Here is a 13,695-nt window from a genome sequence, read left to right as displayed (position 1 = left end):
ACACCTGCACACACTAGCGGTATGAAAAACAACGCAGCGGTGCTGGATGTGATGGACGAGTTGCGCAGCAGTCCGACGATCTCGGTGGAGGCGTGCGCCCAAGTAATGGGAATCGGTAGAAGCCTCGCCTACGACCTAGCTCGGGAAGGCTCAATCCCAGTAATCCGCCTGGGGCGCCGACTGCGAGTTCCCTCGGCGGCGGTTCTTCGAATGCTCGACGCCGATAGCGGGACGCCTAACGACTGACCGTCGGCTCGGGCGTTGGATTCGGATTGGCTTCTGGCCCCGATCCCTGGCTTCGTCCGACGGAAAGCCTCAGAATCCATGCACCGCAGGGCGGTTGGCCTTAGCCGGGCGGTCGCCGCAGAACGAAAGGCAATTGGCAGTGCCTAGCAATCAGAATGTCGCCGCCGACGCCACAAGTGACTACCTGCGTGCCGTGTTCGGCGACACCGAGGGCTATGCCCACATCGCCGTCGGGAGGGCAGGTTATATCGCCGGTTCGGGCACGTACTCGTTCAAGCGCACCGACTCAAATCCCAACGCCCGATGGAGCCAGCGGCACTACGTCTGGCCCGTCGATGCCGATCAGCTCGCTGACGTACTGGACCGCATGGGGGAGACCCACGACGTATATGTATGTCCATACGTGATGACGGGCACCAAACGCACACCCGGTGGCGCCGTTTCGCTCACCAAGGTTCACACCGACATCGATGGCGATTGTCCGCTGGATAAGGTGGCCGACCTCGGTGGATGGGCGGTCTCGACCGGCTCGCCGGGCCACGCCCACGTCTACGTGGACCTGGCCGGTCCGGTGCCGCTATACCAGCACACGGCTCTGTGCCGGGCGCTCGGTGCCCACCTCGGCGACGCCGACGCCAAGATCAAGCCAAACGACATGTTGCGCCCGCCCGGCACACTGAACCACAAAGGTCAAGCCCGAGGTGGTCAGTCCGCGCCGGTCGAGTGGCTAATCCGGCCCGCTGGTGTGCGCTGGGACGCCGCCGCGCTGGCCGATCGGCTCGGCGTCACCTTGCCAGATGCGTCGCCGCCCGGCGGCACCAAGGCCAGGACGACCAAGGCCAGGACGACCAAGACCACGGCATCGACGCCCGATGCCGACACTGACGCCGAACCGGTGCCGTTCGACCTCAACGCGTATCCCGACGTCCGTGCGGCGCTGGACTACGTGACCAGTCCGCCAGACCGTTCGGCCGACACTATGCGCGTCGTCGCGGCCGTCTACGATGCCGGTCTTAGCTTGCCGCATGCCCGATGGGCGGGCGAGCAACGCGACGACCTCGCCGAGCGCCTGGAAGAACGCCGCGACGATGACGTGGCGGCGTGCTGGCGCAAGATCACCGACGACCGCGACGCGACCCGGCTCGCCTCTGAGGACACCCAGGACGACGCCGACACTGACGCCGACGGCGACGACGGCAAGATGCCGGGTCAGGCACGGTTCACCGATGCCGGGCTAGCCGAGGACGTCGCCGTCAAGGTACTGAGCGGCAGGTTTCTGCGGGTGCGGGGAATCGGCTGGCTGCAATGGACCGGTACCCACTGGCGCGAGTGCGGCGACGGGCCACCGACCGAGGCCCTGCGGAAGTTCATCATCAAACGGATCAAGTTCCTGGTGTGCAAGCTGGAAGCCGACCCCTTCAACAGCGACCTGTCCGAGTCCATCGAAGCGTGGAAGAAAGTCGGGTCCGCCTCACGCATCAGCGCCATCCTCAAGCTCGCCGGAAACATCGTCGAAATCGACGCCGACGCGCTCGACGCCGACCCCGACTTACTGAACACTCCCGGCGGCGTCGTGGACCTGCGAACGGGCGAGTTGCTTCCGCACGATCCCGAGCTATTGATGACCAGGACCACACGGGGGCGCTACCGGCCCGGCTACACCCACCCCGATGTGGACAAAGTGCTCTCGGCGCTGCCCGAGGCCGAGCGTGCGTGGTTTCAGCGCCGGATTGGGCAGGGCATCACGGGCCATATGTCTGCCGGCATCGTTTTGTTGCAGGGCGGCGGCGAGAACGGCAAGAGCGCACTGACGACCGGTGGGCTGTTCCCCGCGTTGGGCAGCTACGCACACACCGCGTCATCGCGGCTGTTTTCAGCTGAGAAGGGTAACGACCACAGCACCGAGCGGGCCGACCTGCGGGGGCGGCGGCTGGTCATCGGTGAGGAACTGACCGAGGGCCGCTCGCTGGACGTGACCGCGATCAAGCGCATGACCGACGTGGATTACATCACCGCCCGCCGCCTGTACCAGGACAACATGACGTTTCGGTCCAGCCACACCCTGATCGTCAACACCAACCACCGGCCGATCATCGACCAGACAGATCACGGAACCTGGCGGCGGCTGGCCCTGCTGGCGTTCCCGTACGCCTACGTCCAGCGCCCCGAGGAGATGGTGCGCGACACCGACCGGCTCGGCGACCCCACGCTCAAGCACCGGGTCAGCGAGGGCGCTGACGGCCAGCACGATGCCCTGGTGACGTGGGCGGTCGAGGGTGCAGTGGCCTGGTACGCCAACCCCGCTGCGGCGCTGCGGCCGACCGAACGGGTCGAGGAGGACACGCGGGCGTGGCGGGCCGAGACGGACCGTGTGCTGGGTTATTGGACCGAGCGGCTGACCGCTGACGCAGCCGGCAAGATCCTGTCGAGCGAGTTGTGCGACGACTTCAACGCCTGGCTGAACGAAAATGGGCACAAGGATTGGACGCGGGAAACGTTCACGGCGCGTTTCGCCGACCATCAGGAGACCAGGCGGCACATGGTCGAGAAGGTCAAGACTCGCAAGCTCGACGGCCTGGCACGTCCCGCGCGGCTGGCAAACGACGCCTTCGGCACACTCGTGCCCCCGGCACGGTCGTCCAAGGCACCGCAATGGGTGTGGTCCGGTGTCCGCTTTAGCACTCTCGAGGACGAGGTTCGGCGCGGACGAGACCTCTTCGGCCACTCGGTTCAAGGAGCGTGAAAGGCGATGACCTATGCACACGCCCAAAGTGTTCCAACTGTTCCGACCTCCCGGGAACCTTCGCATGTAGCCCTATCGCGTAGGAAAGCTCCCGGAGGGTCGGAACACTTGGAACACGTGGGGAATCGCTCGCCGTCAGCTAACCCGAGGAGCCATCGGAGATGACCGAACTGCGCAATCTCACCCAACCTACCGACGACCAGATCGACGCCGCGTTGTTGGAGGCGCTCAGCGACGCGGGTGGCGAGGGTTTACATCCGTGGGCCGTGATCAGGCGGCGACTGCCCGGCTCGCACGATCGCAAAGGCGAGCGGCTGATCGCTCTGTGGGACAAGGGCCGCGTCTACGTCATCAAGGTCAGAGGCCGGAACTACGTCGGCCTCGGTGACGCCGACGACATGCGACTGGCGGCGGCCAAACGTGCCCGAGTGCCGCGAGTGCTGTGACTCATCCTGCTGTCCGACCAATGGCCGTCCGAACCTCAGGGGGAGAACACCGATGACCAATAACGCCGTGCGCCAGCCCGACGAGCGTCAGCGCGCGCTGCACGCGGTAGAACTGAGGGTCCAGGGCCACACCTACGCCCGGATCGCCGCCGAGCTCAACTACAGCGACGAAAGCGGCGCTCGACATGCGGTGTCGCGGTTGCTTGCTCGCCGCGAAGCCGAGTCGATTGACGAGCTGCGGGCTGTGCACTCAGCGCGCCTTGAGGCGATCTTGCTGGCGTTCTGGCCCGCTACGACGACCGGCGACGCCCACGCCGCCAGGATTGTGCTGCGCACCCTCGATAGCCTCGCCAAGCTCTACGGTCTCGACGCGCCGACCCGTTTCGCGGTCGGCCCGACCATCAGTGACGTTGAGTTCGCCAATGAGGCCGCTCGCTTGATTGAGTCAATCGTGTCGCTTGGCGGTGCTGAGGACCTGTTGCGGTCGTTCCCGCGTGATGCTGGCGGCAGCGGGCAGACCAGCCCCGGAGTCCACGTAGACGACGAATTCGAGCCGTGGTCCAACATCTAAATCCCACGATGGGATTGAGCGTCGGTTGGTCGTGGAGAACGGAGTTATCAGTAGGCCTGTGCCTTCGGGTTTGCGGGGACGGCGTTGAGCATCGGGCACCGAGCCTGTTGCGGAGTGTGATTTTGAATGGGTCGTTCAATGGGCGGGCAGTGGCTAGCGGCCCCGGAGCGCGGTGGGGTGCGGTGTGCTGGGCCACCAGCTTGCTTCGCGGAGAAGTGTGGCGATGGCGGGGACGGTGAGAGTGCGGACGAGGAAGGTGTCGAGCAACAGTCCGCAGCCGACGATGAGGCCGATTTGGATCATGATGGCAATGGAGCCGACCATCAGTCCGAACATGCTGGCGGCAAAGATGAGACCGGCCGAGGTGATGACTGAGCCGGTACTGGCGACGGTGCGTAGGACGCCGACGCGGATGTTGCGGCCGGATTCTTCGCGGAGCCTGGAGACGAGCAGCATGTTGTAGTCGGCGCCGACGGCGACCAGGATGATGAGGGCGATGAGCGGTACGGGCCAGGCGATTTGGTGGCCGAGGCCCCATTGGAACACCAGGACGCCGATGCCCATCGAGGCGAGGTAGTTGAGCACGACGGTGCCCAGCAGGTACAGGGGTGCCAGGACGGCGCGCAGGAGCAGGAAAAGGATCAGTCCGACGACGAGCAGGGTGGCGACGGCCAGCAGCGTGAAGTCCGACCACAGGAGCCGCTGGATGTCGGCGTTCACGGCGGGGAAGCCCGCGACGGAGACGGTGGCGTTGGCCAGCGACGTGTTGGGTCGGGCGGCGTTGGCGACCTCGACCATCTGCTGGGCCAGGTGGGTGGCCTCGCCGCTGTAGGGGTCGTAGCTCGATTCGATGGCAAAGCGTGCGGTCTTGCCGTCGGGTGAGAGAAAGAGCTTGGCGACGTCGGCGAACTGGCGGTTGTCAAAGGCGTTGGCGGGCAGGTAGAAGCCGCTGGCAGAGTCGGAGCCGGCGGTGGCGCGTGCGGAGTTCTGCAGCTGGGTGGCGATTTGGCTCATCCCGGAGAGCATTTGGATGTTGCTGTCGGCCAGGGTGTGCACGCCGGTGGCCAGTGCTTGTGCGCCGGAGGCGAGTTGGCTGATGCCGTCTTGGAGGCGGCCGATGTTGGCGGCCATGTCGGCGGGGTTGCCCAGCGCGCCGAACGCCTTGTTCATTGAGCTGACGGCTGTCTGCACGTTGGTGAGGGTGCCGGTGACGGTGGCGTTGGCCGCCGGGTTGTAGCGGTCGCCGAGGTCGGCGACCTGGTTGAAGAAGCCGTTGTTGCGCAGAGTGACCAGGATTTGTACCTGGTCGCGGATCTGGGCGCATTGTGGGGTGGTGGTACACCACGGGGACGTGTTGAGCGCTCCGACGAGTGAGTCGACTGTGGCGATGGCGTTTTGGGCTTGTTCAGCCAGCGGCCGTATTCCTGGCCCGGATTGGATGGCCTGGTCGATGTTGGGTGCGGTGGCCGAAAGTTGTTGCAGCAGAGGCCGTAACTGGTCGATACGTGCGCCGGCGGACTGCGCTTGGTTCAAGATTCCGGTGAGCGGGGTCAGGGCACTGCGCAGGGTGGTGTCCAGTTTCGCTAGCCCGGCGGCGAGCTGGTCGGCGCCGCTGGTGAGCTTGGCCAGGTCGTCTTTCCTGGCGTTGCCGTCGGCGGCGGCGCTGGCCATCTTGTTGCCGATCTGGCCGTTCTGCCAGGATAGTTGGGCTTGGTCGAGTCGGGCGCCGGCGGGTCGGGTGACTCCGGAAACCTTGGTGACGCCCGGGATTTGGGCGATGCGCGAGGCCATCTCGTCGAGGTCGGCCAGTCCCTTGCCGGTACGCATGTCGGTGGGGTTTTCCACCACCAGGAACTCGCCGATGGCGATGTCTTTGCGGAAATGGCGGTCGAGCAGTTGGTAGCCCTGGTTGCTCGCGGTCGTCGCCGGTTGGCCCTTGCGGTCGTCGTAGCTGATCTGGATCGTGGCGGCCACCGCCGATAGGGCGATGAGGATGGTCAGGCTGAGCAAGAGAAGCGGTGTCGGGTGGCGCACGACGGCGACGGCGACGCTGTTCCAGTAGCGCCGGGTGCGGTCGGGTTTGGGGTCGCCGATGCCGCGCCGGGCGGCCAGCGCCAGCACCGGAGGCAACAGCGTGACGGTGGCCAGGAACCCGAAGAGCACCGCGATGGCACAAGCTGGGCCGAGGGCGGCGAAGACGCTGAGTCGTGCGAACACCATGGCCAGGAAGGCGAAGGCGACGGTGGCCGCTGAGGCGAGGATGACGCGGCCGATGCTGGCGGTGGCGTAGATGGCTGCTTGATCGGCGGGTGCGCCGGCGCGGCGCTGTTCGTGGTAGCGGCTGATGAGAAAGACCGTGTAGTCGGTGCCTGCGCCGAGCAGGATCGCGGTCATGAACGCGACGGTGAACTGGGACACCGGCATGCCGGCTTCGCCGAGCGCGGACAGCACTCCGCGCCCGACAGCCAGGCTTAGTCCGATGACGAGCAGCGGCAACAGTGCGGTGAACACCGACCGGTAGACGATCAGCAGGATCAGGGCGATCATGCCTGCGGTGGCGATCGAGATGAACAACAGGTCGTGCTCGGCGGAGGCGATCATGTCGCTGAACGTCGCCGGGGGGCCCGTCACATGCGCGGTGATAGGGGTGCCGGCGAATTCTTTGGCGGTGATGTCTCGCACGGCGCGCACGGATTCGGCGGCGGCCGGATCACCCAGGGTGCCGGCAACCCCGACGGGTAGATACCAGGCTTTGCCGTCCTGGCTGACGGCCTGGGCCGCGGTGACCGGGTCGGCGAGCAGGTCCTGGACCAGTAGGACGTGTGTGGTGTCGGCACGCAGCCGCGACACCAGGTTCGCGTAGTGCTGGCGTGCGGTGAGGGTCAGACCGGCGGGGTCTTCCATCGCGACGAACAGCATTGTCTTGGAGCCCTGCTCGCTGAACGCCGCGCTCATCCGGTCGACGGTTTGCAGCGACGGGGCGTCGCGGGGCACCAGGTCCACCGACTGTTGGCGGACCACGGTCTCCAGCTGCGGGAACAGCAGTGCCAGCACCACGGCAGCGCCGATCCACACACCGAATACCAGGGCTTTGTGTCGGACGACGAACGTGCCCAGCCCCGCTAGCTGTGGGCTGTACTCACTCGATGCCGCCGGGCCGTCGCGTCTGCGGTGTACGGAAGCGGCCGTGTCCGCGACGGTCGCATCGGTGTCGGTCATGGTGCGGCAGAGCCAATCTCGGTGGCCGCGCTGTCGTCGGGAACGTCGTGGCGCACCGTTCGTACCCGACCGCCCGGCAAGCAGGCCATGTAGCCGTGGCGTTTGCCGTAGAGCTCCCAGGTGGGGGCGTGCGGGTCGGCGTCGACCTCGATGCGGTGCCCGCACGAGAACCGAAGGTGCAGTGTGCCGTTGTCGGCGCACCAGGCTTCGGTGCAGACCGAACCGGCCAGGTTGAGTAGTGGGCGTTCGTGCTGGGCGACGTTGGTGGGGTCGATCAGCACGTCCTCGGTCGGGTAGGTGCCCACCGGCGGCAGGGTCAGTCGCAGCCGCCCAGAGATGACCAGCTCGTTGTAGTCATCGAGATTCAACACAAGTCCGTCCTGCAGCGATACGCGCTGGACCATGCAGCATTCGATCCATTGGTTGAGCATGGGGAGCTCCTTTTGACACATCATCGGGTCACCCCAACGGTACTACAGGTATCGCTACGCTACTAGTAGTAGCGTTCGCGTCAATTCGCGGCGGCCTCGCCGATAAGCAGAAGTCCCACGGCACGGTCGATGTGGTCGCGGGCGTGGGCGGCCGTTGCACGGTTGCTGATGAACGCGGTGAGGTTGGCCAGCCAGACATCGGCGATCAGGCCGGCGATCTGGCGGTGGTGGTCGGTGGGTTCGCCGCCGGCGAGGGTTGTGGCCAGGAGTCCTTCGATCACGCCGGCGGCCTGGTTGACCGCGCCGGCGGCGGAGGTGTCGGCAATCACGAACGCCCGCGTCATCGCCGCGGTCAGCTGCGGGTCGCGCTGCCAGTCGTCATGCAGCCGCGCAGTGAGCAATCCCAGCCGCTCCTGGGGTGTGGTCGCTACGGCCGACCAATCGCAGGAGATGTCGAGGCGTTCGAATTCACGGGTCAGCGCTGAAACCAGCAGGTGAGTTTTGGACGGGAAATACCGGTACAGCGTGCCCACCGCGATGCCTACCCGTTCGGCCACCGCCCGCATCTGCACTGCCTCGTAGCCGCCGGCGGCGGCCGCGGTCAACGTCGCATCCAGGATCGCCTCGCGCCGACGCGCCGACGCGCGAGAACGGTTGGACGACACCGGGCCTGGTCGAATCGACTTCGTCTCGGCTAGCGCCGAAGTGACGTAGGCCTCCGTCGCAGTGGACATCACGGCGCCCCGCCGAGCGAGTCGGGAGATGGTTGGGCGGTGGCGGCGAACCGTGCCAGCAGTTCACCGAATCCCGACACGTCACCGTGGGCGGCGAAATGATCAGCGGACACGGTGATGAACACGGCGCTGGCGGTGAAGCGGGTGACGCCATCGCTGCCTGTGCCTGTGCCCATGACATGCAGGGCGCGACCGTCGCGTGAGGCGATGTGTGCGGCGACGCGGTGGGGCTGATGCAGAGGCACCGGCAGCAGATACTCGACGGTCAGGCTGCGCGTAACCGCGGGCGTGCCGGCGATCCAGAGCGTGAAACCCAGCAGGTCGTCGCAGGCGGCTGCCACCGCCCCGCCATGGGCCAAACCCGGCGCGCCGATATGGCGTTCATCGAAGGTGACATCGCCATACACCAGGTCGCCGTCGCGGTACACCATCAGCTGAAGGCCGTATGGGTTCTGCGGGCCGCACCCCATGCACGTCGGCGTGTGAGAAGGCAGCCGCTGCGGCGGTGACGCGCTGTCGGGCAATGTGCACTCCCAGTACGATCAGTTTCGCTACGCTACCGTTAGTACCACAACGGCTGGAGTGCGGGACGACATAGCCTAGGTTCGACTGGGTCGAGGTGATTAATTTGAGTGAGAGTAACCAGCCAGAGCTGATTCCAGACGAGGATGTCGATGACATCGACCCCCGCCGAGTTCGGTCACGTAATCGGCTGCTCGATGCTGCCGCGACCCTGTTGAGCACGGGAGGCGTCGAGGCGGTCACCATCGAGGCGGTCACCAAGGCCTCCAAGGTCGCCCGCACCACCCTCTACCGCCATTTCAAGAGTTCCTCACATCTGCTGGCCGCCACGTTCGAGCGTCTGTTGCCCCAGGTGACTGCGCCGGCCCTGACCAGCGGCACCCTGCGCGAGCAGCTGATCGAATTGCTCAGCCGCCAAGCCGCGCTGTTTGACGACGCACCCCTGCACGTCACCACGCTGGCGTGGCTCGCGCTGGGACCCACCGGCGCCAAAGGCGACACCGATGACGGGGACGCATCCGGGGCGCTGCGGGCCCGGGTCATCGACCAGTACCGACAACCCTTCGACGCGCTGCTGCGCAGCGCGCAGGCGCGAGCCGAACTCGACGACTTCGACGTCGAACTGGCGCTGTGTCAGCTGATCGGGCCGTTCGCCTTCACCCGAATCACCGGGTTTCGCATCATGACTCATGACGACTGCGTAAAGATTGTCGATGATTTCCTCACCGCACACCGGCGCCCGGATATCGACACTCATACCGAGTCCAAGCCTGCTACGCGAGCAACGATGACGCTCGCACCGCAGGGTAGCTAGTTCATTTAGCCGGCCAGCTGATGGGCAGCGACAGATAGCCGCGAATAGGCCCAGACCGAAGGCGCAGCGCAGAATCTCTATCTACCGCCCAGTCCGGCAACCGTGACAACAACGCGCGTAACGCAATTCGGGCCTCCATGCGCGCGAGCGCAGCTCCCAGACAGAAGTGGATACCCCTACCGAAGGCTACCTGGTGTTCGGGCCTGCGGTCGATGTCGAAGACCTCCGGGCCCGCAAACACCCGCTCGTCGCGATTGGCCGACCCGAAAAGCAACAGCACCGAGTCACCGCTGGGCATCGTGGTCCCGTGGACTGTCACATCGGTGGTCAGCACCCGCGAAAGTCCCTGTACCGGTGAGTCATAACGCAGCAGCTCCTCGACCGCCTGCCCGATCAGTGTCGGGTCGGCCGCCAGCCGATGACGGCTCTGAGGATGCTCGGCCAGCACCACCGCGGCGTTGCCCAGCAGGTTGGTGGTGGTCTCGTGGCCGGCGATCAGCAGCAGTAAGCAGAACCCGAGCAGTTCGTCGTCGCTGAGGTGCTGGCCGTTGACCTCGGCCGTCACTAGCGCCGACATCAGGTCATCGCGCGGTGCCTGGCGCCTATCGGCCAGGAAATCAGCGAAATACCCATATACCGCAGCCGCGGCCGCTAAGCCTTCGGCGACCTCACCGTGCGCGGGGTTGGACTGGATCAACGTGCTCGACCACTGCCGAAACTGCTGACGATCCTCCCGCGGCACACCTAACAGGTCGGCAATCACCATGGCCGGAAGGCCGCCCGCGAAGTCGGCAACGAAATCCGCACGGCCCTGGTTGCTGGTAAGCCCTTCGATCAACGACATCGCCAGCTCATCGATGGCTGTCTCCAGGGCCGCTATCCGTCGAGGGGTGAACGCCTTGCTGACCAAACCGCGTAACTGATCGTGTCGCGGTGGATCCATCATGATCATCATCGGCAGGAACGATTCCAGGAACGGCGCGTCCGGCGGCGTCGGAAACACACCATTGACCGAAGAGTACGTCTGGTGATCGAGCAGGGCAGCGACCACATCCTCGTGGCGGCTGAGCACCCAAGTGTTGGCAGCTTCGGCCCGGAACAGGGGTGCTTCATCGCGCAACTGCCGATAGACCGGGTACGGGTCGTCTTGGATGGCGGTATCGAACGGGTCGTAGTGAAGCTGGGCTGTCGTCATTTGCTGCTCCCCTCGCCGTGTAAACCGATGGTTTAGACTGCCAGTCTAATTGACAGGAGTGTTAATGCGTCAGGTTCCGGCACAAATCGCCGACCGCCTGCCGGCGGCTGCGGCGCTGTTCGCCGAGCGCGGACTTAACGACACCAAAATCGAAGACGTCGCCGCGGCTACTGGTGTCCCAAAAGCCACCCTTTACTACTACTTCGCCGGCAAGGAAGACATCCTGGCGTTCCTGCTCGAAGATGTTCTCCACGAGATCGCACGCGAGGTCAGCATCGTCCTAGACAGCGGCGGGAGCGGCGCCGACCGACTGCGCCGTGTCATCGCGGCCCAACTACGGGTGATGGCTCAGCGACCCGCTTCCTGCCGCGCGTTAATCGGCGAACTCGGCCGGGCAGCGCGGATGCCAGTCATCGCCGACAAAATCGGCACCGCATACCTGCAACCCGTGGAAGTGCTGCTGCACGCCGGCGCCGCCGACGGCTCGTTGGCCGCCGTGACCGATGCCAGAGCCGCAGCCACAGCACTTTTCGGGGCCGCCACCGTCACAGCACTGACCTTCCTCGTCACTGACGAACCACTCGATGAGGATCTCCTGGCTCGCACGATCCACGAAGTGTTGTTCAGCGGACTGCGCCCGCGGTAATCACGACCGCATTGCCACCGCCGACCGTCGGACGGTGAGCAGTGAGGGCCTCGGTTCCCGAACAATTGTTCGCCATGTCCTAACGGTGTCCTAAGACTCTCGATGACTGGCGAACACGCAGTAGACAGATGAACACGGAAACTCGCCACTGACGTGGACGATTCGACACGTACTAGACGCCGGAATATGGTTCAGCACACCCTGTTTCACACTGGCAGTGTGGGGGTCAGGGGTTCGAGTCCCCTTAGCTCCACTCCTCGGACACCCGCTTCGACCATCGGTCGGGGTGGGTTTCTGGTTTCTTGGCTGCCGTCCCTGGGCAGGCCGATACCGGTGCCGTCGAACTATCCGCGTGCGTGTTGCGATCTCGTCGCGCGGTCAGGCGGCCTGGTCTCCTGGAGGTGACGGCCCGCCGGGCTCAGCTGTTCCGCCGGGTGATGGCGCTTCGCCCGGTTCGGCTTCGGCGACCGGGTTTTCGTCGGCCGACACCGAGGCGTCCTTCGACGCGTCCTCAACCAAGGCTTCGTTGTCGGGGTGGAGGAGGCGTTCGGGGCGGTGGTGGTAGTTGATTCGGGCTTGGCCGGTGTCGAGGTCGGGTGGTGGGAGCCATTCGACTTCGCCGCGGGCGTTCATGCGGGTGGTCCAGCCGCGGTCGGTGTTGACGCTGCGGTTGTGGGGTCCGCAGGCCAGGCCGAGTTCGTCGGTGTTGGTGTTGCCGCCGTCGGTCCAGTCGGCCACTACGTGGTGTACCTGGGAGCCGTAGGCGCCGATTGTGCAGCAGGGTTTGGTGCAGCCGCCGTCGCGGGCGATGAGCATGATCCGTTGGGCGGCAGAGGCGATGCGCTTGGTGCGGAACAGATCCAGGGCCGATCCGGTGGCTTTGTCGAACACGGCCAGGTAGTGGTTGGCGTGTCCGGCCATCCGGATGACCTCGGTGATCGGCATGATGGTGCCGCCGCCGGTGGTGCCGACTCCGGCGCGTGATTCCAGGTCTTGCAGGGTGGTGCGGATGATGATCGATACCGGTAGCCCGTTGAGCCGGCCGAGTTGACCGCTCATCAATGCGATGCGCCCGACGGCGAGCAGCGCGTCGTGTTGGCGCTGGGCCAGGCTGCGGTGGTCGTTGTCGATTTGGGCCTGGGTCGGGGTGCCCGAGGTGCACGGTTCGGGGTCGTCGGGGTTGCACATGCCCGGCGCGGCGTATTTGGCCAAGATCGCTTCCCACACCGCCCACGCTTCGGGGGTGAGCGTGGCGCGCAGTTGCACCATCCCGTCGGGGCCTTGTTTGGACTTCCTGAGGCCGCGTTTGCGGGCGCGGTCGATGTCGGTGGGCTCGGGTCCGTCTTGGTCGAGCAGAAACAGTGTGAGGTCGGCGGTATCGGTGAGTTCTTTGGGCCCGACTTTGACCGCGGTGCGGACCAGGTCGATCTCGAACTGCTCGCGGGTGGGCGCATCCACCCAGCTGGGCAGTTTGGTGATCGATTTGCGGATGACCTCGACATGTTCGGCGTTGATCAACCCCGAAGACTGCGCAGCTGCGGTGGCGGGCAGGGCCGGCGGCAGCGACGGCCCGGTCACCGCCTGACGCGGGGCCAACAACTCAGCCTCGGCCAACCGCCGATGCGCCTCCGCGGAGAAATCCGGTAGCGCACCCGCAGCACTTCTTTCCAGGTGTGGGCACCCATCTCATTGGGCGTCGTCTCACATTGCAGACGAGCCAGCAAGCGGTGATTCATCGTCGGGAGCTGACACGACAACGTCTCCCACTCATCAAGAGCAGCCACCAACTCGTGTCGGGTCAACAGGTCCACATCGCAGGCGGCGACCTCCTCATAAGCGGCGCTCAGTCCGGCTAGCGCCTCCTGCAACCGGCTCCCCGACATATATCGAACATACATTCGAGGTCTGACAAGTCCACTGACTCAAACTTTCTGACAGGGTCGCGTTGTCCACAGCGCGGTCGACGTTGAGGAGGTTAAGTGCGGTATGGCTAGATCGCGACGAACGTGAACTACCCCAGGTTTTGTTCCGATCTTCATAGGAGGATTGGAAAGCTATGCCCCGTCAGTATTCGCCGGAGTTTCGGCAGCGTGCGTTGCGGTTGTTGGACACCATGATGGAAGCCTCG

At 65.3% G+C, this 13,695-nt stretch carries 11 protein-coding genes and 1 pseudogene; 6 read left to right on the top strand and 6 right to left on the bottom strand.

The window, feature by feature from the left end:
• Positions 1-21: 21 nt before the first annotated feature.
• The 4 genes from A5650_RS27240 (at position 22) to A5650_RS00565 (ending at position 4,006) form a co-directional block, all read left to right on the top strand.
• Positions 22-246 carry an excisionase family DNA-binding protein gene (locus tag A5650_RS27240; RefSeq protein WP_082950536.1) on the top strand — a complete coding sequence of 75 codons (225 nt, stop codon included), beginning with the start codon at positions 22-24 and terminating at the stop codon, positions 244-246.
• Between the two features lie 139 nt (positions 247-385).
• Positions 386-2,989, top strand: coding sequence for a DNA primase family protein (locus A5650_RS00575; RefSeq protein ID WP_067285250.1), 2,604 nt, complete (start codon positions 386-388; stop codon positions 2,987-2,989).
• Between the two features lie 161 nt (positions 2,990-3,150).
• Positions 3,151-3,435: a hypothetical protein gene (locus tag A5650_RS00570; protein ID WP_067285248.1), complete on the top strand. Its 285-nt coding sequence runs from the start codon at positions 3,151-3,153 to the stop codon at positions 3,433-3,435.
• A gap of 67 nt (positions 3,436-3,502) precedes the next feature.
• Entirely contained in the window at positions 3,503-4,006 is a 504-nt protein-coding gene (locus A5650_RS00565) for a hypothetical protein (protein WP_156743958.1), read from the top strand.
• A 153-nt stretch (positions 4,007-4,159) separates the two neighbouring features.
• Here A5650_RS00565 and A5650_RS00560 read toward each other — a convergent pair whose 3' ends face one another.
• The 4 genes from A5650_RS00560 to A5650_RS00545 all read right to left on the bottom strand — a co-directional run bounded on the left by A5650_RS00560 (position 4,160) and on the right by A5650_RS00545 (position 8,860).
• Positions 4,160-7,225 (bottom strand): MMPL/RND family transporter, encoded by a 3,066-nt coding sequence (locus tag A5650_RS00560; protein ID WP_067285244.1) that lies wholly within the window; start codon positions 7,223-7,225, stop codon positions 4,160-4,162.
• Entirely contained in the window at positions 7,222-7,656 is a 435-nt protein-coding gene (locus A5650_RS00555; protein WP_067285242.1) for a DUF6188 family protein, read from the bottom strand. The genes A5650_RS00560 and A5650_RS00555 overlap by 4 nt, the downstream gene beginning before the upstream one ends.
• An 80-nt stretch (positions 7,657-7,736) precedes the next feature.
• On the bottom strand, positions 7,737-8,393 hold the full coding sequence (locus A5650_RS00550) for a TetR family transcriptional regulator (RefSeq protein ID WP_502687016.1): 657 nt from the start codon (positions 8,391-8,393) through the stop codon (positions 7,737-7,739).
• Positions 8,390-8,860: a PaaI family thioesterase gene (locus A5650_RS00545; protein WP_197501758.1), complete on the bottom strand. Its 471-nt coding sequence runs from the start codon at positions 8,858-8,860 to the stop codon at positions 8,390-8,392. Before A5650_RS00545 ends, A5650_RS00550 begins: the two co-directional genes overlap by 4 nt.
• A gap of 158 nt (positions 8,861-9,018) precedes the next feature.
• Between A5650_RS00545 and A5650_RS00540 the strand changes: the two genes are divergently transcribed.
• Complete coding sequence (locus A5650_RS00540) at positions 9,019-9,726, top strand: TetR/AcrR family transcriptional regulator (protein ID WP_067285235.1); 708 nt, start codon at positions 9,019-9,021, stop codon at positions 9,724-9,726.
• A 1-nt stretch (position 9,727) separates the two neighbouring features.
• Here the strand turns inward: A5650_RS00540 and A5650_RS00535 are convergent, their stop codons facing one another.
• On the bottom strand, positions 9,728-10,921 hold the full coding sequence (locus tag A5650_RS00535) for a cytochrome P450 (protein ID WP_067285233.1): 1,194 nt from the start codon (positions 10,919-10,921) through the stop codon (positions 9,728-9,730).
• A gap of 64 nt (positions 10,922-10,985) precedes the next feature.
• Between A5650_RS00535 and A5650_RS00530 the strand changes: the two genes are divergently transcribed.
• On the top strand, positions 10,986-11,567 hold the full coding sequence (locus A5650_RS00530; RefSeq protein WP_067285231.1) for a TetR/AcrR family transcriptional regulator: 582 nt from the start codon (positions 10,986-10,988) through the stop codon (positions 11,565-11,567).
• Between the two features lie 378 nt (positions 11,568-11,945).
• Here A5650_RS00530 and A5650_RS00525 read toward each other — a convergent pair.
• A pseudogene (locus A5650_RS00525) lies at positions 11,946-13,465 on the bottom strand (HNH endonuclease signature motif containing protein).
• Positions 13,466-13,695 lie beyond the last annotated feature (230 nt).

Source organism: Mycobacterium sp. 1164985.4, assembly GCF_001668575.1.
In the GTDB taxonomy this organism is placed as follows: Bacteria; Actinomycetota; Actinomycetes; order Mycobacteriales; family Mycobacteriaceae; genus Mycobacterium.
The sequence above is the reverse complement of the archived record's forward strand: the minus strand, read 5'-3'. Positions and strand labels throughout refer to the sequence as shown.

Coding starts and splice junctions, on each gene's coding strand:
- A5650_RS27240 (WP_082950536.1), top strand. CDS start 22: ATGAAAAACAACGCAGCGGTGCTGGATGTGATGGACGAGTTGCGCAGC.
- A5650_RS00570 (WP_067285248.1), top strand. CDS start 3,151: ATGACCGAACTGCGCAATCTCACCCAACCTACCGACGACCAGATCGAC.
- A5650_RS00560 (WP_067285244.1), bottom strand. CDS start 7,225: ATGACCGACACCGATGCGACCGTCGCGGACACGGCCGCTTCCGTACAC.
- A5650_RS00555 (WP_067285242.1), bottom strand. CDS start 7,656: ATGCTCAACCAATGGATCGAATGCTGCATGGTCCAGCGCGTATCGCTG.
- A5650_RS00545 (WP_197501758.1), bottom strand. CDS start 8,860: ATGGGGTGCGGCCCGCAGAACCCATACGGCCTTCAGCTGATGGTGTAC.
- A5650_RS00535 (WP_067285233.1), bottom strand. CDS start 10,921: ATGACGACAGCCCAGCTTCACTACGACCCGTTCGATACCGCCATCCAA.
- A5650_RS00530 (WP_067285231.1), top strand. CDS start 10,986: ATGCGTCAGGTTCCGGCACAAATCGCCGACCGCCTGCCGGCGGCTGCG.